Below are 17,022 nucleotides of genomic sequence, written 5' to 3' on the forward strand. Positions count from 1 at the left end.
ACCCTGACTTCCTAAGGTTCATCTAAATTGAAAAAGAAAAGGAGCCAACTTAATATGAACAAACAGAAAGCAGCAGCTTCTGACATTCGAACGCTGCCCATAATTATTTCTTTTATCACGGCTGGATTTATTGGCCTGTTCAGTGAAACGGCATTAAACATGGCGCTGAGAAGTTTAACGTTAGACTTTGGAATTGAAGCGACGACTGCTCAGTGGCTGACAACAGGATATTTATTAACACTTGGTATTCTCGTACCGATTTCAGGACTCATTCTTCAATGGTTTACGACAAGACAGCTTTTCATTACATCGCTTGTCTTTTCGATCATCGGAACATTTATTGCGGCGGTTGCGCCGGTCTTTAGTATTTTAATGGTAGCACGTGTCGTGCAGGCAGTCGGTACAGCATTGCTTCTGCCATTGATGTTTAATACGATTTTGGTCATCATCCCGCCTCATAAACGAGGCAGATCGATGGGGATTATTGGTCTTGTGATCATGTTTGCACCAGCAGTCGGTCCAACCGTCTCCGGTCTTATTCTGAAATCGCTGACGTGGCATTGGATTTTCTGGATTTCACTTCCTTTATTAATGGCTGCACTCGTATTTGGTTATATCTTTATGCAAAATATTACAGAACCAACAAGACCGAAAATCGATATCTTATCAATTGTGCTTTCAACCATTGGTTTCGGCGGAATTGTGTATGGCTTTAGCAGTGCCGGTGAAGGCGGCGGCTGGAGCAGTATGCATGTGATCGTGGCAATTGTAGTAGGTGTCATAGGGATTCTTGTGTTCTCCTTAAGACAGTTGAACATGAAAGAACCAATGCTGAACTTAAGCCCGTTTAAATATCCAATGTTTGTCATTGGGTTACTTCTGATTTTAGTGTGTATGATGGTGATGCTGTCTGCTATGATGATTTTACCATTGTATCTGCAAACATCCTTGGCGCTTTCTACATTTACAGCAGGTTTAATGCTATTGCCAGGTGGAATTATCAACGGACTCCTATCTCCAATCATGGGTGGTCTATTTGATAAGTTTGGTCCAAAATGGCTTGTCATTCCAGGTCTTGTCATTGTCGCAGCGACGATGTTTGGCTTTACGAATCTAAGTGTGAATACGTCGATTGGATTCATTGTCACCCTTCATATTACCTTAATGATCGGAATCGCGATGATCATGATGCCTGCTCAAACAAATGGATTGAATCAGCTGCCGCCAGAGCTATATCCGCATGGTACAGCGATTATGAATACATTGCAGCAGGTGTCAGGAGCCATTGGTACTGCGGTCGGTATCTCGATCCTTTCTTCAGGCGCCCGCAGCTTTATGGAAAATGTGTCTGATCCCGCAAATCCGGTGAATCAGCTGCTCGCCTTTACAAATGGCGTCCAGCATGCATTTATCTTTGCAGTGATCATGACGATCATCGGTTTGATTATTGCTTTCTTCATTAAACGAGTGAAGGTAGAACAACAAGTATCATAAGAGAAATGAAAAGCACTGAGGGCATAGCGCCGCAGTGCTTTTTTATTTGCTCAATGCTTGTTTCAAAGAGAGTAAAAACGGGGAGATAGGTAAAAAGTGAACATTGAAAATTTGCTGTTGGTTCAGTAGGAGGAAAAGAGGAAAAGGAAAAGAATGAGTAACTAAGAAATGAATAAGATAGGAGTCTGAGATCATGAACTTAGAAGAACAAATCAAAATCGCTGCGTCATTACGCCAGCCATCTGAAGGTTCATTAGCGAGTCAATCGGAACTAAAGCCAGTAAATCCTCCTGAAGTGAACAAAATGGAATATGACATTCCAACAAGTGCTGGCGAAACAAAGGTGTGGGTATTTAAGCCAGTGAACACACAAAAACAGCTGCTTCCTGTTTTTGTGAATTTACATGGCGGCGGATTTATCATGGGCAGTGCTAAAATGGATAATCCCTGGTGTCCAGTCATTGCAGACCGGGCGCAATGTATCGTCGTCAATGTCGAGTATCAGCTTGCACCCGAGCACCCTTTCCCAGCCGCTCTTCATGAATGCTACGATGTAATGAAGTGGCTGTATGAACATCCTGAGGAGCTTCAAATCGATCGGAATGCATTAGCCATTGGCGGACATAGCGCAGGAGGAAATTTGGCAACGGCTGCTTGTCTATTGAATATTCAAAGAGGAAATACACTCCCAATTGCCTATCAAGTGCTTGATTATCCGCCGCTTGATCTAGCCACTGATCCAGCACAAAAGCCAGCGTTTGAAGAAGCGATCCCAGTTGAATTGGCGAGACTCTTTAATTCCTTCTATCTGCAAGGCCAAGATCCGCACAATCCGCTCGTTTCTCCGGTTTTTGCAGATCGTTCATCCTTAGCACAAATGCCTCCAGCTCTCGTCATCACAGCAGAGAGGGATTCGCTGGCTGAAGAAGCCGAGCAATATGCTGCCAAGTTAAAAGAAGCTGGGGTAGACGTCACGTACAAACAATTTAAAGGCGTTCCACACGGCTTCACGCACGCCGGAGATTTAGCCATAGCTGAAGAAGCTTGGCATCTGATGGGGGATCAATTAAAGAAGGCGTTTGAATAAGAAAAGTAGAGTGATTCAAAAGCACAGGAGACAATGGGCCTGTGCTTTTATTACTGTTTCTGAAAAAGAAAAGTGAATGTAAAAAGGGTCAGATATCTTTCCTCAAGGAATTATCCCTGGCTACTATATGAATAAGACTCATTGGAATTCCATTTACCTTGATGCAGACATTCCATCCTCATTTGTAGAGGAGTTAATCGAACATTCCTACCAATTGGTTTTTCAAAAATGAACAAAAAAATCTCAACATGATATCCTCCAAAATGATTCAAAAGGAAATGACTGAGGAGCTGTCCTAAGTTAGACATGCTGCCCTTTGACTCTCTTCAAAATTGACTTGAGCGAAACGCTGTCGTTATAATTTAACCAGTTAGAAGACGCGAATAGGGGGATTTAAAATGAGTTATACAGTCATTACAGGAGCAAGCTCAGGTATTGGATATGAGGCGGCTCTCGCCTTTGCAGCACGAGGGAAAAATCTTATATTAGCTGCACGGCGGCTTGATAAACTCCAAGAATTGAAGAAGAAGATTCATGATCAATATCCCGATATCAAAGTAGTCATACAGTCAGTCGATTTAACAAACATAGAGCAAGTGTATTCATTTTATGAATCATTGTCAGATTATGAGCTGGATACGTTCATTAATAATGCAGGGTTTGGTCACTTTGGCTCTATAGGAGAACAAGATTTAAGTAAAATAAGGGATATGCTTCATCTGAATATCGAAGCATTAACGATTCTATCCACCTTATTTGTTCGTGATTATGAGCAAGTAGAGGGAGCGCAGCTCATTAACATTTCTTCACGAGCCGGTTATACAGTCGTCGGCAATGCCGTCACCTATTCAGCCACGAAGTTTTACGTGAGTGCCTTTACAGAAGGACTGGCACTAGAGTTGAAAGGAAAAGGAGCCAAATTACAGGCGAAAATATTAGCACCTTCCGCGACAGAATCAGAATTTGCAAAGCGTTCATTGGATGTAGACGAATTTGAATATGAAGGCAATTTCAAGAAATATCATACATCAAAAGAAATGGCAGCTTGTCTGCTTGAGCTTTATGATAGTGAAAAAACAGTCGGTATTGTGGATGGAAAGACATTCGAATTTGAATTAAAAGATCCGATCTTTTCACATGCTGGTACAAGTATGAAATAACGATTCCCATCACTGAGGTAGATTTCCTCAGTGATTTTTTTATGGCATGATTGGCTGTGTGGTCAAGCATAGGAGAAATGTAACAAGTGAAGGCGATTAAGCATTAAAAAATTGCCCTTTGTCACTTTACAGAAAAGGATTTTGTACGTCCTAGGAAGATCGTTCAAAATGGATACCGATTATTTGATGAGAAAAATGCTTTAAAGAAACTAATGAAAAAAACACCTTCGCGTTAGGTGTTTTTTTCATGCATTCTTTGATAAAACAAAGAATCACAAGTCCAGTAGATAAGACTGCTCATGATGATGATGGGTAAAGACGCTTGACTCCCAATTCCATCAATGAAAAAGAGCATGACAACCATTGCAATCAGTAAATACGCAGCTAAATAAAGAGGATGGAAAGCCTTTGGCTGCAAAGAAAACAATAACTGCAAAGGAACCGCAAAGACGAAATAAAAAACAAAAAAGATAGGAATATAAAATATCAGAAACGTAGGCTCAGCTTGAATAGGTGGAAATAAGCAGACAAACAAGCCGAGTAAAATAGAGCTGATGAATAGAGTGATTAGGATTTTGTAAAAGGGTTGAAGCGAATGCAAAATGTATACTCCTTTTTTGTAAAATTTACTATATTTTATCATAAATTCATTAACAAGCATCAGTTATTTTTAAAATACGCCACCTTCAATACTCAACTTAATTACAGCAAATTTAGGTAATAAGAATTGAATAAATCATTAATATAATGCCCTTTTTACCTTTATTTGGTTCTATATCTTTAGCCTCATGCCGATGAATGAAGGTATGGTATAAAGTAAAGCCTATAGAAAGAGATTTAGCCATGAAATCCATCAAATGAGGAAAAGAGATGATCCAATGAACATGACAAAATGGTTAGGTGCTGTCCTTCTTTCTGTTTTATTACTAGTGACAGCAGCCTGTGCGAACACAGGCACTCAAGAGAATACTCAAAGCGAAAAAGAAAACGTATCCAGTGAAACAAAAGAGAAAAACAAAGCGGTTGAAACAGGGAATAAGTCCTTATCAAATATTAAGGTATTAGCCACAGGCGGTACAATTGCTGGCAGTTCGGACAGTGATACAGATACGACGGGCTATAAATCCGGTTCACTTGGCATTGATAAAGTCATTGCTTCAGTTCCACAGCTGAAGGATATTGCAAATGTTACCGGTGAGCAGGTCGCGAATGTCGGCAGTGAAAATGTTGATAACGCTCTTCTTTTAAAATTAGCCAAACGAGTGAATGAACTATTAAAAGATGATCAAGTGGATGGCATTGTCATCACGCATGGAACAGATACACTTGAAGAAACAGCTTACTTTTTACATCTGGTTGTTAAAAGTGATAAGCCTGTGGTGGTCGTTGGCTCAATGAGACCAGCATCGGCAATCAGTGCGGATGGTCCGCTTAACTTGTATCATGCGGTGAAAATTGCATCAGCCAAAGAAGCAAAGGGCAAAGGGGTCATGGTCACATTAAATGACCGAATTGCATCAGCTCGATTTGTTACAAAAACAAACACGACCACAACCGATGCCTTCAAGTCACTTGAGCAAGGATACATCGGAGAAGTTACTGGTGAAGTGGTGTCCTTTTATAACGAACCGACAAGAAAACATACGACTGAAAGTGAATTTGATGTATCAAAGATAAAAGAATTGCCGCAAGTTGATATTTTATACGGCTATCAAAATGATCAAAAATATATGTATGATGCCGCAGTCAAAGCAGGTGCGAAAGGGATTGTCGTGGCTGCAGCAGGAAATGGAACGATGTCTACAGAAGCCATCAAAGGGGCAACAGATGCAGTGAAAAAAGATGTGGTTGTTGTGAGATCAAGCCGTACGGGGAATGGAATTGTCACCCGCGAAAAAACGGATGATGAACATCACTTTGTGTCCTCTGATTCATTAAACCCGCAAAAAGCACGTATTCTGCTCATGCTGGCACTGACGAAGACAAAAGATCCAGTTAAAGTGCAAAGGTATTATGAACAGTATTAATGAAGAAAAAGACCCAAGTCATATTGGGTCTTTTTTTATGCATGTTTCTGATGTTCAGCACGTTCCTTTAAAGAGAGTAAAATATCTCGCCAAATATCGTCTACATCAGTAAGAAAGTGCCCTGCTTGATCTATATAATGGGTTTTGACGTTTGGAATCGCCTGAGCTATTTTTTCTATTTCTACAAATGGAGCCATTGTATCTTCTTTTCCATGCCATACATCAACAGGGATTTGAATATCTTTCATATCGAATGCCCATGGTTTTGAGAGTAAAATGGGTTCACGAATACATTCATCCACCGATTGACGAGTCGCTTCGTATAAATGTGTCATCATCATCTCTAACTGCTCATCGGTTTGAAGGAATTGCCGATCCCATGGATGTAAATGCTTGTTCCCGTTTTTGGCCAGTTTCTTAAATTTCTCTGGTTTGTTCTCAATCATTTTTTTCTGGGAACGATAGCTTGCTTTCAATAGCCAAGGAAACTTCTTACTAAGGAAAAAGGCTAATTTATTTTCTTTTAGCATACTTTTCGGCGGTTTTCCGCATTGAAAAGGGGTTGTGCTTGAGATCAGAGCGGCTGAAAGGACGCGATCCGGCAATTGATAGGCACAACCAGCAGCGAATGCGCCGCCTCCAGATACACCCATCACTGAAAAATGTTGAATGCCAAGATCATCTGCCACTTCCACCACGTCTTTTGCCCAGTCTAAAATTGTGCGGTCAGGTAGAGGGGTGGATAAACCGAATCCAGGTCGATCCAAACAGATGAGACGAATGCCGAGCTTTTGAGAGGTTGGATCATCATCTAAAAACATCACTCTTGATCCAGGTGTTCCATGAAAAAAGAAAATTGGAAACCCCTCAAGATCACCGTATTGAGTCAAACCAATGTACCGGCCATCTTGTAAATGAATGCTTTGCATATTTTCATCCCCTTAATAGTTTAGATAACTTAAATATCAGTGAGAGAAACACCGTATTAAGGTGCTTCTTTCGCAATCTGATAGATTTTTTCGTATAGAGATAGTAATGTTTTTAAATCTTCTTTTGGAAGCTTTGCATAATATTTTTGAATAAGGTGCAATTGAATGTCTTCCGTATTCTTGTGGTAGTCATGGCCCTTTTGAGCAAAATCAACAATGATTTCTCTTCGGTTATGTGGATTAATTTCTCGTTTGACATAGCCGAGCTGCTCAAGCTTTGATACAAGCTGGCTAGCTGCGCTGGCAGAAATCGAAAAGTAATCAGCTAATTCATTGATTGTTCTCGTTTTCGTGCGCAGCAGCTCAAGCGTCAGCTCTTGTTTGGCTGATAAATCTGCATACTCATGTTTTAAAAATCGTTGATACTCTTCTACATAAATTGAGCCTAGAGCATTCGAGTATTCAATGATCTTTTTACCGTAATGAATGATTTCCTCATCCAATGACATCACCTCTCTTCTATTATAGGCAATCTTTATATTTAAGTGAAGTTAAATATAAAGAAGAATTAAATGAATGACGGATATATTTGAAAGGAAATCACCGGTATATCCACTTTTTCATCAAAAAGGGACATAGTATACTTCCCATGACCCCTGCACATTCATAAAATGTGGTTGGTTTGAATTTGAACACGTAGTACACCAAAGTAGCCATGAAAAGGTCGCAGAAGAAAAATACATATAAGTCCTTTTTGGTGATAGCGCAAATGACTGTTTTGTTTGTTTTCACATGGATCACTCCTTATGAAGTCGATGACTTTTTCATTGTATTATAAGGAAAATCCATTTATAATTAAAAAATAAACCAACTGGTCGGTTTTATTTAGTCTGCATGAAGAAATGCAGGGTAGAAAGGGATTGTGACACATGACAAGTACACAAAGCGGGGCTGGAAAGAGTGAGAAGACGAAGCAAAAAATCGTCACCGCTTCACGTGATTTATTTGCAAAAAAAGGTTATTCAGAAACATCCGTGCGCGATATTTTAGAGGCTGCTGAGGTGAGTAAAGGCAATCTCTATCATCATTTCAAAGGAAAAGAGTTTTTGTTTCTTCATATTATGGAAGAGGATCATCGTTTGATGATGGAAACGTGGCAAGAGGAGAAGAAAACACTGAACCGAGCTATCGACAAGCTTGCCGGGTTTGCAGAACTGCTCAGTCAAATGGGCATTAACTACCCATTAATGAGAGCGAGTGAGGAATTTTGTGCCAGTGCCTTTACATCAGACGAAGTCATGGAACGGCTGAACAAGATTGATGTCGATTTTGATGATGTGATGAGAGATATCTTACTTGAAGGAAACAAAGATGGCAGCTGGTCAATCCAGCATGTGGAGTCAAAAGTGAAAATATTACTTTCCGTTTTTTATGGATTAGACGTGTTATATAAAAATGACACCATCGAGCAGAAGAAAGAGTTACAAAAAGAGGCGATCTCATTGTTTATTCACGGAATCAACCATCATGAGTAACAAGTGAGTCAGTAAAGGGGAAACAAACATCATGCAAAAACCGATTCGTGAGCAAAAAGCAGTACTCGTTATTTTATTAAGTAATATATTTATTGCGTTCTTAGGCATCGGTCTCATTATTCCTGTCATGCCGCTATTCATGAATGTCATGCATCTAACAGGAAGTACAATGGGATACCTTGTGGCGGCGTTTGCCGTTGCTCAGCTCATCGCATCACCTATTGCAGGTAGATGGGTAGACCGCTACGGAAGAAAGATTATGATTGTGTCTGGGCTGTTTCTATTCGCATTATCAGAACTCGTTTTTGGTCTTGGTACACACGTGTATGTTCTGTATGTTGCAAGGCTTCTAGGCGGTATTAGTGCGGCATTTATTATGCCGGCTGTCACTGCGTATGTCGCAGATATTACGACCGTTCAAGAAAGATCAAAGGCGATGGGTTATGTCTCTGCGGCCATTAGTACCGGTTTTATCATTGGCCCGGGAATTGGCGGGTTTATTGCAGAATACGGCGTACGCCTGCCATTCTTCTTTGCGGCAGGGATTGCGTTTATTGCCGTTATTTCGTCTATGTTTATGCTGAAGGAGCCTTTAACAAAAGAAGAGCGAGCGAAGCAAATGAATGAAGTGAAAGAATCGACTTTCTTTAAAGATTTGAAAAAATCAATTCATCCAAGCTACCTCATCGCCTTTATCATTGTGTTTGTCCTCGCATTTGGACTATCTGCATATGAAACAGTCTTTAGCTTGTTCACAAATCATAAGTTTGGATTTGGTCCAAAAGATATTGCCGTGATCATTACCGTCAGCTCGATTGTGGCTGTCATCATACAAGTACTTGTGTTTGGTAAACTGGTAAATGCCCTAGGAGAAAAAAGAGTCATTCAGCTATGTCTGATTATCGGGGCTGTCCTTGCTTTCGTTTCAACTGTTGTTTCAGGCTTTTTGGTTGTTCTGATTGTCACATGTGTCATTTTCCTTGCGTTTGATTTATTACGTCCAGCATTAACGACCTTCTTATCTAAAATCGCTGGCAACCAGCAAGGATTTGTCGCAGGAATGAACTCCACCTACACAAGCCTAGGTACGATTTTCGGGCCGGCACTTGGCGGCATCTTATTTGACCAAAATATTCACTTCCCATTTCTATTCGCAGGTGTTGTCTTATTTCTTGGATTAGGCTTAACCCTGATTTGGAAGGGAAAAGTGACAGAAGAGGCAGCGGCAGAATAATGTCATGCAGAAGTAAGAGACCTTTTAACTAAGGTCTCTTTTTTTAATTGCGTTATTGATGCAGAAGAATTCATTTTGCTGAAAAGAGATCTGAATGTCAGCAGCTTTTTCTTTATAATGGAAGGAAAGGAGGAGAAATCGTGCATCTCTTAGAACGGCAAAAGACACCATCAATGAAAAAAGGAATTCGGCAGATTGATCCGGCATATCCAGTGTTTGTAGATGCGGTCATGGATGGTTTTATTCAAGGAAATCTTTATGTAGATAATGAAGCGCATCCGCTTGTTTATTTTCTCGAAGCTTCATGCGGCATTTATTATGTAGCAGGAAGGAGTGAAGCGGAGCTGTTACGCTGCTCAGCCTTTATCGTGGATGTGTACGAAAGGCAGAAAAGACAAAACGGCCGATTTACCATATTTTCAGCAAATCCATTAACAGATGCGATGATGAAAAAATGTCTTGGGTCACATCTGAATGAAATGGAAAGACATGCGTACGTTTATTCACAGGCATATTCTCATGCCACTCAGCCTCATCAAGGCTATAGAGTAGAGCGGACAAATGAGCAGGTGATGACTGCAAGCAGGACTTTTCCTCCCAGCTATTACGAAGCCTATTGGGGAGAAACAGCTCGTTTTCTATCAAAGGGAATCGGGATTGCCATTTTAGATGGAGAGAACGTGGTAAGTGAATGTGTCTCTATTTTTTCAAGTAAGGATCGTGCGGAGATAGATATTTGGACAGATGAAACATATCGAGGAAAAGGTTTGGCACTGCTGGCAGCTCAGCATATGATCAGCATCTGTCTTGAAAAAAAGAGGACACTGCATTGGGATTGCGATGTCCATCACCTAGCTTCAATCAAACTAGCAGAGAAGTTAGGCTTTCAGAGGCTCAAAACCTATCGATTGTTTTATGGTTCAAGATGAGAAGGTTTTGAGATACCAAGCATCCATTGCAGAATGCTCAGAGCCTTCAAGCGGTTCTGAAAGAAGAGAAAAGCCATACCGCTGATAAAGACCTATAGCCGCTGTTAATTCCCGGCGCGTCTCTAAATAACACGTTTCATAGTATGTAGAGGCATATTCCAGCGCCGTATCCATCAGTTTTTTGCCCGCACCTTTTCCTTGTGCTTTTGGACTTAAATAAAGCTTTTGTAATTCACATACTCCATTTGTAAATGGAGCAATCCCTATACCGCCCACAATCTCACCCTGCTCTTCAGCAATCCAATAGGCTGCATGAGTCAATGATTGATAGTATTCGAAAAGCTGGTCAAGTTGGGGGTCAGTGTAGGCTGTTCCTTCAATCGCTAGATTCGCTGATTCTAGTGAGCTGCGGATGATCGCTGCGATATACGGGTTGTCTTTTTGCTCAATGGGTCTAATGTTCATTTGAAGTACCTCCATTGTTATGGGTTAGGAGTTGATATCACATGTTCTGGCTGCAAACCGCCTTTTTTACAATCGTTGTCTTGTGTCTCTCATGGTGGGCAGGGAAAAGACGCCGGCAGCGCCATGCGGGGTTCATTGTCCCTATATGCTTGATTTTATTTGGTTTGGTTTTATTGATTGTCAGTTTCTTTATTGGCAGATGGGAAGGCATGGCGCTTAGTCTAGCGAGTGTCTCTATCGTTCTATCTTCCATTATTTGTTTAATCATCGTCACTGGGATTCAATTTTTTAAAAAAGACGACTTTTCTTAAACAGGAGCATCTGTATTCATCATGTGGTTATATTCTTCACGAAGGATGCCCATGATGATGACATCTGAGTATGTACCGTTGAAATAGAGCGCTTGGCGTCTTTTTCCTTCATATTGAAATCCGGCTTTCTCATAGCTTCGAAAGGCCCTTGGATTGTGGGAAAAGACTTCAAGCTCAAGACGGTTGAGTTCTAATGTGTCAAAGGCAAATGCTTGAACCATACGAACCGCTTCAGTGCCATAGCCCTTTTGAAAATGCTCCGGCCCGTGAAGCGCAATGCGGAAGCTTGCCGTATGATTGATTGGATCAATGTCCACAATCGCCGCATCCCCAATCATCTCTTTCGTGTCTAGCAGACAAATAGCGAAATCTCGTCTGCTGTCATCTTGCAAAAAGCGGGTATAGGCGGAGCGGATTTCTTCTAGTGTGAACGTTTTGCGTGTGCCAGTCATATAAAGTGTCTCTGCATGCTGGCATCCTCTTTGAATACCAGGATAATCTTGCTCTTCAATCGGTCTCAAAAATATACGAGTCATGACGGATCACCCTCCTCTATATATCGAGAGATTTCAATTAAATTCAGATCAGGATCACGGATATAAACAGATTCAATAGGACCTAATGTACCGGTGCGTCTGACCGGCCCCTCTTCAATGGGGACCACTTGCTTCCGGAGGTGCAGCAGCAAACTGTCCATGTCTAAATCGGTGATAAAGCACAAATCATGGGATCCAGGAAGAGGATGAGCCGCTTTTGGCTCAAATTCATGACCAGCTTCATGAAGGTTGATTTTCTGTAAACCAAAACGAAGCGCTTTACGGCCTTCACCAAAAGTTTCTTCCTTCATCCCTAATACGTTTGTATAAAAGCGAATGGTGTCCTCCATATGTTGTACAGTCAACACGATATGATCAAGTCGTCGTATCATCAGTTTCTCCTCCAAGTATGATCATTGATTGAACTGACTCTATTATATCATCACCTGACGAGGATACCTTATTTAATCACGGTTTTATAGCTCCAGCTTTCCAAGGACATTTCCTTTCCGCGCAGTACCCTTTCATCAAACTCCATCCAGCCATTTTTCCGGTAGAAATGACGATTGGCCTCGTTGTGTGTCATCAGTGTGAACAGTCCGCCGCCTTGCCGGGCGATAAAGGGAAAAAGGCATTGCCTTAACATGCGGCTTCCGAGTTTTTTCCCTTGCTCGTCTTTTGCCACGACAAGTGCTTCTAAATACCAGTAAGGCTGCTTTAAGGAAGAACATGCTTTTTTCGCCTCCTTTAACACACGGAACACATGCTGAACCGCCGATATACCGCCAGTGAAGAGCAGCTTTAACCCACCTGACAGCACATAATCCATGACGCCTGGTTCAGGAAGACGCGGATGCTTTAAAAGAGCAGCAGTCACAATTTTTTCGTTCTCAACCCCGACCAAACAGATTTGATGCTGAAAATACACCTTTGTATTGACCAAATGCAGTTGACGAGCGAAAGCAGACCGGTTTTTGACCTTTTCACATAATAGGTCAAAAAATGAATAGTCCTGAAACGAATCATCTAACAACTCTGCCACTTGAGGCAGTTCATCCTCTCTAGCAAGTCTGAAATGAAACATATGATGGTCCTCCTTTACTGAACACATATAGATTATTGAACATGTGTTGATTATAATAAGAAGTAAACCAATCGAACATCGGCAATGGATGAAATCCTGTTCATAAATAGACATTTGGCGCCTGATTGTTCAGCAATGGAGGGGATGTCATGAAGGATAGACGAACAATCAAAACAAAAAGAGCCATTCGGGAAAGCTTTCTTGAGCTGTTAAAGGAAAAGGAAGTGCAGCAGATTACGGTATCAGAGCTATCAAGGAAAGCGGATTTAGGCAGGGGAACCTTTTATTTGCACTATCAAGATGTGTTTGATTTATATGAACAGCTTGAGAAAGAACTATTCGATCAGCTCGGGGGATTATATGATGAAACCTTTCCAAGTCAGGACCCTCTTGATATGCTTTCCTTTTTAAACAAAACGACGGAGTACTTAAAAGAGAATCAATCTATGTTGACGTTATTTGTAAAACCAAATGGCCCAACCACCAATCAATTCAAAGCATTTTTCAAAGAAAAAATCATGAAAGAGTGGCAGCATGATCAGCGGCCGATTACAGAAAATGAACAAATCGAGGCCTCTTTTGTCGTGTCTGGTGTCGTGGGTGTACTCGAGGAATGGATTCATGAAGAAATGACCATTGATGCCGGCAAGCTCGCGCATAAATTATATGAGCTACTCGTCAAGGTGGAACAGGAATCGTAAACATGTATCCTTTGTCTTTCCTTTCTGATACAATTGATTAGAATGTATGTTCTTATTCAGAGAAAGGGAGTGGTGGGTTTGAGTGAGAAAAGGAAGCTGCTTTTTTATGGGGCGATGAGTATCGATGGATATTTAGCGAGAGAGGATCACCGCCTCGATTGGCTGATAGGGACAGAGGGCGAAGAAGAAACGAGCTATGACACCTTTTATGCGTCAGTCGATACGCTGATCATGGGGCGCAATACATATGAACAAGTGCTTCAGCTGTCACCAGATGGGTTTCCTTATGAAGGAAAGACTTGTTATATCATGTCACGTACGTTACAAGACAGTTTGGAAGGAACGCATATCATTCGCGAAGATATCTTATCATTTGTCAAAAAATTAAAGAATGAAACAGGCCGGCATATTTGGATTGTCGGCGGCGGGGGACTGCTTCAATCTTTCATACAAGCAAGATTGGTTGATGAGCTTTTTCTTCAAATCGTACCTGTCATGATTGGAAGAGGAATTCCTCTATTTTCACCGGCGGATCTGGAATCTAGGTTTTCATTACAGGGAGTACATCAATACAAGCAAATTGCTGAAATGCATTTTATCTTAAAAGAAGAGGATCACTGAACCAAGGTGGTCTTTTTTTTATGAAATAAACTCGTTGACAAGAAAATATCCTAGTGTTAGGATAAATTTATCCTAGTTTTAGGATTTCTTGAAAAAGGAGTAGTTGCCATGGTGCAGCATGATCATGAATTAGATTTAAGGCTATTCCGCGTGTGGATGAAAGCCTATCAAGCCCTTTTTACAAATATCCAAAAAGACATTGAACGTTATGATATCGGATTTGAAAACTTTCAAATCCTAGAATTGCTCTACAGTAAAGGGCCTCAGCCTGTTCAAAAAATCAGCGACATCCTGTCAATCCCAAGTGGAAGCATGACATATGTCGTGAACAAACTAGAAAAACAAGAACTGGTGAAAAGGCAATGTGCGCCTTCAGATAAGCGGGTCTTTCATGTACGGCTGACGGAAAAAGGGAAGCAATTGTTTGACGACATTTTCCCTAAACACACAGAGGTCATTTCACAAAATCTAGCCTTTATTGAAATAGAAGAAAAAGAGCAGCTCATTGAATTACTGAAAAAAATCGGTTTAGGTGCAAAACAACTTCGCGAAAAGGGGAAACAAGATGACACTCAGCTTTGATACGTTGGTACGTGAAAGACGATCCGCATCAAATTTTTTGCCAAATATCTCGATTTCGAGAGAAGAGCTTAACAGCATATTTGAAGAGGTCAAGCTGGCACCATCCGCTTTTAACTTACAGCACACACAATATGTTGTCGTCCAAACAGAAGAGCTGAAAGAACAAGTAAGAGAAGCGGCATTTGGACAATATAAAGTGCACTCTGCTTCAGCAGCGATCATCGTACTCGGAGATCCAAATGCTTATGAGCACGCAGGGAACATATATGAAGGCCTAAAAATGCTAGGCATTATCAATGCGCAGCAATATGAAGAAATGGTCAGAGAGACCGTGAGCTTTTATGAGCAGAGAGGAGCAGATTTCCAGAAGGAAGAGGCAATCCGCAATGCTTCATTATCTGCCATGCTGTTTATGCTTGCCGCTAAAAATAAAGGCTGGGATACTTGCCCGATGATCGGTTTTGATCCCGAAACAATGAAAAAGGTATTAAACATTCAATCAGATTTGGTTCCTGTGTTAATGATTACACTCGGAAAAGAAAAAGTAGAGAGCAGACAAGCGAGAGGCTATAGAAAGCCAGTTTCTGAATTTGTGACATATTTATAAGATAGGGGGTTCCCATCATGGAACTAGGAATTAGTACATTTGTTGAAACAACACCCGATTTTCAAACAGGAAAAACAGTCAGTCACGCACAGCGTATTCGAGAAGTAGTAGAAGAAATTATTTTAGCAGATCAAGTCGGTCTCGATGTATTTGGCGTAGGTGAGCATCACCGTGAGGATTTCGCCGCATCGAATCCAGCTGTCGTCTTAGCGGCTGCAGCCACACAAACAAAAAATATTCGTCTGACAAGTGCAGTGACAGTCCTTTCATCAGCAGATCCTGTTCGTGTCTTTCAGGATTTTGCAACGCTGGATGGACTATCAAACGGACGTGCAGAAATTATGGCAGGCCGTGGTTCATTTATTGAATCATTTCCGCTCTTTGGCTATGACCTGGATGACTATGAAGAATTATTTGAAGAAAAGCTTGATTTGCTGCTCAAATTACAGCAGTCAGAGCGTGTCACATGGAGCGGAAAGCACCGCCCGTCCATTCAGGATGTTGGCGTGTATCCAAGACCTGTTCAAGATCCGCTTCCAATCTGGATCGGCAGTGGAGGAAACCGTGAATCCGTCGTACGTGCTGGATTACTAGGGTTACCACTTGTACTTGCAATCATTGGCGGTAGTCCTAGACAGTTCGCACCGCTCGTTCAGCTGTACAAGCAAGCGGCAGTGCACGCTGGACATGACCCTGAGAAATTAACTGTAGCATCACATTCTCATGGATTTGTTGCGGCAGAAACAGACCTGGCAGCAGATCAATTCTTCCCATCTACACAGCATGTGATGAACACATTAGCGAGAGAGCGAGGCTGGGGACCTTATACTCGTTCTACGTTTGATGCAGCCAGAACTTTAGAAGGCGCGCTGTATGTAGGAGATCCAGATACCGTGGCAGAGAAAGTCATTCACCTTAGAAAAAATGTAGGCATCACACGTTTTATGCTTCATGTACCGGTTGGTTCAATGCCGCATGATCAAGTGCTAAAAGCCATTGAGCTATTTGGAAAAGAAGTGGCTCCTAAAGTAAGAGAAGAGGTTGCCCGCTGGGAAGCAGAGCAAAAATAAATAAAAAGGCCGATCAAGAGAATAGGCTTGATCGGCTTTTTCTTATGCTTAAGGATCAATGACACATGGTTTCACTGTAGGACATGAGGCGGCAGAAGCAAATGGTGTGGTCGTCAAAGTGAAGAGGAAAACAAGTTGAAAACAGATGAGCCATTTTTTCATGAAATCACCTCCGTTCACAATTGTTTCACTAGATTGAGATGAGGATAAAAGCATAGAAGTATGTAACACGCTCTATCCAGCATAAGACAATGATATCATAATTTTCAAAATAATTAAAAAATAAACTTACAAAAGTTCTAAATTATGGTATAGTTTATACGTTCAACAAAAAAGGGAGGGATTTTTTTATGAAAAAGGTCATGTCTTCTGTTTTGGTTGGAGCAATTGTCTTAACGGGTGCTGGAGTCACAATTGCTCCAGTGGAAGCAAAGGAGCAAACAAACAGTGAAATAACGGCTCAGGCCAGTCGAACTGTTTCAGTAACAAGAACATATACGACATCAAACATCCCAGAAAGTATTGTATATGCAGAGGATGGCTGGGTCGGGATTTTAAAACAAACCTTTATTAAAGAATTAGGATTAGGAAAATATAGTGTCACATTTACTGGAACAGTGGTACGCGATCCAGGATTTAATTAAATAAAA

At 41.2% G+C, this 17,022-nt stretch carries 20 protein-coding genes and 1 pseudogene; 15 read left to right on the plus strand and 6 right to left on the minus strand.

What is annotated here, in order from left to right:
- The first annotated feature begins 54 nt into the window (after positions 1 to 54).
- The 5 genes and pseudogenes from MHB66_RS02695 to MHB66_RS02715 all read left to right on the plus strand — a co-directional run bounded on the left by MHB66_RS02695 (position 55) and on the right by MHB66_RS02715 (position 5,768).
- Positions 55 to 1,494 carry a DHA2 family efflux MFS transporter permease subunit gene (locus tag MHB66_RS02695; protein WP_046313989.1) on the plus strand — a complete coding sequence of 480 codons (1,440 nt, stop codon included), beginning with the start codon at positions 55 to 57 and terminating at the stop codon, positions 1,492 to 1,494.
- Between the two features lie 193 nt (positions 1,495 to 1,687).
- Positions 1,688 to 2,581 (plus strand): alpha/beta hydrolase, encoded by an 894-nt coding sequence (locus MHB66_RS02700; RefSeq protein WP_046313991.1) that lies wholly within the window; start codon positions 1,688 to 1,690, stop codon positions 2,579 to 2,581.
- A 103-nt stretch (positions 2,582 to 2,684) separates the two neighbouring features.
- Positions 2,685 to 2,813 (plus strand): annotated as a pseudogene (locus MHB66_RS02705) (MmcQ/YjbR family DNA-binding protein); the annotation flags it as partial.
- 166 nt (positions 2,814 to 2,979) lie between these two features.
- The gene (locus tag MHB66_RS02710) at positions 2,980 to 3,741 is read left to right on the plus strand and encodes an SDR family NAD(P)-dependent oxidoreductase (RefSeq protein WP_046313993.1); all 762 of its coding nucleotides are present in this window, start codon (positions 2,980 to 2,982) and stop codon (positions 3,739 to 3,741) included.
- A gap of 878 nt (positions 3,742 to 4,619) precedes the next feature.
- A complete protein-coding gene (locus tag MHB66_RS02715; protein WP_046313995.1) occupies positions 4,620 to 5,768 on the plus strand; it encodes a type II asparaginase in 1,149 nt (382 codons plus the stop codon).
- Between the two features lie 35 nt (positions 5,769 to 5,803).
- Here MHB66_RS02715 and MHB66_RS02720 read toward each other — a convergent pair whose 3' ends face one another.
- The gene (locus MHB66_RS02720) at positions 5,804 to 6,697 is read right to left on the minus strand and encodes an alpha/beta hydrolase (protein WP_046313997.1); all 894 of its coding nucleotides are present in this window, start codon (positions 6,695 to 6,697) and stop codon (positions 5,804 to 5,806) included.
- Positions 6,698 to 6,753: 56 nt separating this feature from the next.
- Positions 6,754 to 7,206, minus strand: coding sequence for a helix-turn-helix domain-containing protein (locus tag MHB66_RS02725; protein WP_034284102.1), 453 nt, complete (start codon positions 7,204 to 7,206; stop codon positions 6,754 to 6,756).
- Between the two features lie 420 nt (positions 7,207 to 7,626).
- Here MHB66_RS02725 and MHB66_RS02730 point away from each other — a divergent pair, with 420 nt between their 5' ends.
- The 3 genes from MHB66_RS02730 to MHB66_RS02740 all read left to right on the plus strand — a co-directional run bounded on the left by MHB66_RS02730 (position 7,627) and on the right by MHB66_RS02740 (position 10,395).
- Complete coding sequence (locus tag MHB66_RS02730; RefSeq protein ID WP_034284099.1) at positions 7,627 to 8,232, plus strand: TetR/AcrR family transcriptional regulator; 606 nt, start codon at positions 7,627 to 7,629, stop codon at positions 8,230 to 8,232.
- A 31-nt stretch (positions 8,233 to 8,263) separates the two neighbouring features.
- Complete coding sequence (locus MHB66_RS02735) at positions 8,264 to 9,466, plus strand: MFS transporter (RefSeq protein WP_046314001.1); 1,203 nt, start codon at positions 8,264 to 8,266, stop codon at positions 9,464 to 9,466.
- A 140-nt stretch (positions 9,467 to 9,606) separates the two neighbouring features.
- A complete protein-coding gene (locus MHB66_RS02740) occupies positions 9,607 to 10,395 on the plus strand; it encodes a GNAT family N-acetyltransferase (protein WP_046314003.1) in 789 nt (262 codons plus the stop codon).
- Here the strand turns inward: MHB66_RS02740 and MHB66_RS02745 are convergent.
- A complete protein-coding gene (locus MHB66_RS02745) occupies positions 10,387 to 10,860 on the minus strand; it encodes a GNAT family N-acetyltransferase (RefSeq protein WP_034284091.1) in 474 nt (157 codons plus the stop codon). The genes MHB66_RS02740 and MHB66_RS02745 overlap by 9 nt on opposite strands.
- Before the next feature lie 41 nt (positions 10,861 to 10,901).
- Between MHB66_RS02745 and MHB66_RS02750 the strand changes: the two genes are divergently transcribed.
- Positions 10,902 to 11,171 (plus strand): YesK-like family protein, encoded by a 270-nt coding sequence (locus tag MHB66_RS02750; protein WP_034284090.1) that lies wholly within the window; start codon positions 10,902 to 10,904, stop codon positions 11,169 to 11,171.
- On the opposite strand, the gene MHB66_RS02755 is transcribed toward MHB66_RS02750, so the two are convergent.
- The 3 genes from MHB66_RS02755 to MHB66_RS02765 all read right to left on the minus strand — a co-directional run bounded on the left by MHB66_RS02755 (position 11,168) and on the right by MHB66_RS02765 (position 12,791).
- Positions 11,168 to 11,707: a GNAT family protein gene (locus MHB66_RS02755; RefSeq protein ID WP_034284087.1), complete on the minus strand. Its 540-nt coding sequence runs from the start codon at positions 11,705 to 11,707 to the stop codon at positions 11,168 to 11,170. The two genes, MHB66_RS02750 and MHB66_RS02755, sit on opposite strands and share 4 nt — an antisense overlap.
- The gene (locus MHB66_RS02760; RefSeq protein WP_024425420.1) at positions 11,704 to 12,099 is read right to left on the minus strand and encodes a VOC family protein; all 396 of its coding nucleotides are present in this window, start codon (positions 12,097 to 12,099) and stop codon (positions 11,704 to 11,706) included. Before MHB66_RS02760 ends, MHB66_RS02755 begins: the two co-directional genes overlap by 4 nt.
- Before the next feature lie 68 nt (positions 12,100 to 12,167).
- Complete coding sequence (locus tag MHB66_RS02765; RefSeq protein WP_046314005.1) at positions 12,168 to 12,791, minus strand: GNAT family N-acetyltransferase; 624 nt, start codon at positions 12,789 to 12,791, stop codon at positions 12,168 to 12,170.
- Between the two features lie 149 nt (positions 12,792 to 12,940).
- On the opposite strand from MHB66_RS02765, the gene MHB66_RS02770 reads away from it, so the two are divergent.
- From MHB66_RS02770 to MHB66_RS02795, 6 genes are all read left to right on the plus strand, one after another.
- The gene (locus MHB66_RS02770; protein ID WP_034284083.1) at positions 12,941 to 13,492 is read left to right on the plus strand and encodes a TetR/AcrR family transcriptional regulator; all 552 of its coding nucleotides are present in this window, start codon (positions 12,941 to 12,943) and stop codon (positions 13,490 to 13,492) included.
- A 78-nt stretch (positions 13,493 to 13,570) separates the two neighbouring features.
- Positions 13,571 to 14,113, plus strand: a complete 543-nt coding sequence (locus MHB66_RS02775) for a dihydrofolate reductase family protein (RefSeq protein ID WP_034284082.1) — start codon at positions 13,571 to 13,573, stop codon at positions 14,111 to 14,113.
- A 108-nt stretch (positions 14,114 to 14,221) separates the two neighbouring features.
- A complete protein-coding gene (locus MHB66_RS02780; protein WP_034284080.1) occupies positions 14,222 to 14,695 on the plus strand; it encodes a MarR family transcriptional regulator in 474 nt (157 codons plus the stop codon).
- Positions 14,679 to 15,302, plus strand: a complete 624-nt coding sequence (locus MHB66_RS02785) for a nitroreductase family protein (RefSeq protein ID WP_034284077.1) — start codon at positions 14,679 to 14,681, stop codon at positions 15,300 to 15,302. Before MHB66_RS02780 ends, MHB66_RS02785 begins: the two co-directional genes overlap by 17 nt.
- 17 nt (positions 15,303 to 15,319) lie before the next feature.
- Positions 15,320 to 16,372, plus strand: coding sequence for an LLM class flavin-dependent oxidoreductase (locus tag MHB66_RS02790; protein ID WP_024425426.1), 1,053 nt, complete (start codon positions 15,320 to 15,322; stop codon positions 16,370 to 16,372).
- Positions 16,373 to 16,722: 350 nt separating this feature from the next.
- The gene (locus MHB66_RS02795; RefSeq protein ID WP_046314009.1) at positions 16,723 to 17,016 is read left to right on the plus strand and encodes a hypothetical protein; all 294 of its coding nucleotides are present in this window, start codon (positions 16,723 to 16,725) and stop codon (positions 17,014 to 17,016) included.
- The last annotated feature ends 6 nt before the right edge of the window (positions 17,017 to 17,022 follow it).

Origin of the sequence: Bacillus sp. FSL L8-0167, assembly GCF_038630295.1 — a bacterium.
In the GTDB taxonomy this organism is placed as follows: Bacteria; Bacillota; Bacilli; order Bacillales; family Bacillaceae; genus Bacillus; species Bacillus safensis.

Bases quoted from the DNA above. Each gene is read 5' to 3' on its own strand.
- MHB66_RS02795 (WP_046314009.1), top strand. From the start codon at position 16,723: ATGAAAAAGGTCATGTCTTCTGTTTTGGTTGGAGCAATTGTCTTAACG.
- MHB66_RS02735 (WP_046314001.1), top strand. From the start codon at position 8,264: ATGCAAAAACCGATTCGTGAGCAAAAAGCAGTACTCGTTATTTTATTA.
- MHB66_RS02755 (WP_034284087.1), bottom strand. From the start codon at position 11,707: ATGACTCGTATATTTTTGAGACCGATTGAAGAGCAAGATTATCCTGGT.
- MHB66_RS02730 (WP_034284099.1), top strand. From the start codon at position 7,627: ATGACAAGTACACAAAGCGGGGCTGGAAAGAGTGAGAAGACGAAGCAA.
- MHB66_RS02750 (WP_034284090.1), top strand. From the start codon at position 10,902: ATGTTCTGGCTGCAAACCGCCTTTTTTACAATCGTTGTCTTGTGTCTC.
- MHB66_RS02725 (WP_034284102.1), bottom strand. From the start codon at position 7,206: ATGTCATTGGATGAGGAAATCATTCATTACGGTAAAAAGATCATTGAA.
- MHB66_RS02760 (WP_024425420.1), bottom strand. From the start codon at position 12,099: ATGATACGACGACTTGATCATATCGTGTTGACTGTACAACATATGGAG.
- MHB66_RS02700 (WP_046313991.1), top strand. From the start codon at position 1,688: ATGAACTTAGAAGAACAAATCAAAATCGCTGCGTCATTACGCCAGCCA.
- MHB66_RS02695 (WP_046313989.1), top strand. From the start codon at position 55: ATGAACAAACAGAAAGCAGCAGCTTCTGACATTCGAACGCTGCCCATA.
- MHB66_RS02785 (WP_034284077.1), top strand. From the start codon at position 14,679: ATGACACTCAGCTTTGATACGTTGGTACGTGAAAGACGATCCGCATCA.
- MHB66_RS02720 (WP_046313997.1), bottom strand. From the start codon at position 6,697: ATGCAAAGCATTCATTTACAAGATGGCCGGTACATTGGTTTGACTCAA.
- MHB66_RS02765 (WP_046314005.1), bottom strand. From the start codon at position 12,791: ATGTTTCATTTCAGACTTGCTAGAGAGGATGAACTGCCTCAAGTGGCA.
- MHB66_RS02745 (WP_034284091.1), bottom strand. From the start codon at position 10,860: ATGAACATTAGACCCATTGAGCAAAAAGACAACCCGTATATCGCAGCG.
- MHB66_RS02780 (WP_034284080.1), top strand. From the start codon at position 14,222: ATGGTGCAGCATGATCATGAATTAGATTTAAGGCTATTCCGCGTGTGG.
- MHB66_RS02790 (WP_024425426.1), top strand. From the start codon at position 15,320: ATGGAACTAGGAATTAGTACATTTGTTGAAACAACACCCGATTTTCAA.
- MHB66_RS02715 (WP_046313995.1), top strand. From the start codon at position 4,620: ATGAACATGACAAAATGGTTAGGTGCTGTCCTTCTTTCTGTTTTATTA.
- MHB66_RS02710 (WP_046313993.1), top strand. From the start codon at position 2,980: ATGAGTTATACAGTCATTACAGGAGCAAGCTCAGGTATTGGATATGAG.
- MHB66_RS02770 (WP_034284083.1), top strand. From the start codon at position 12,941: ATGAAGGATAGACGAACAATCAAAACAAAAAGAGCCATTCGGGAAAGC.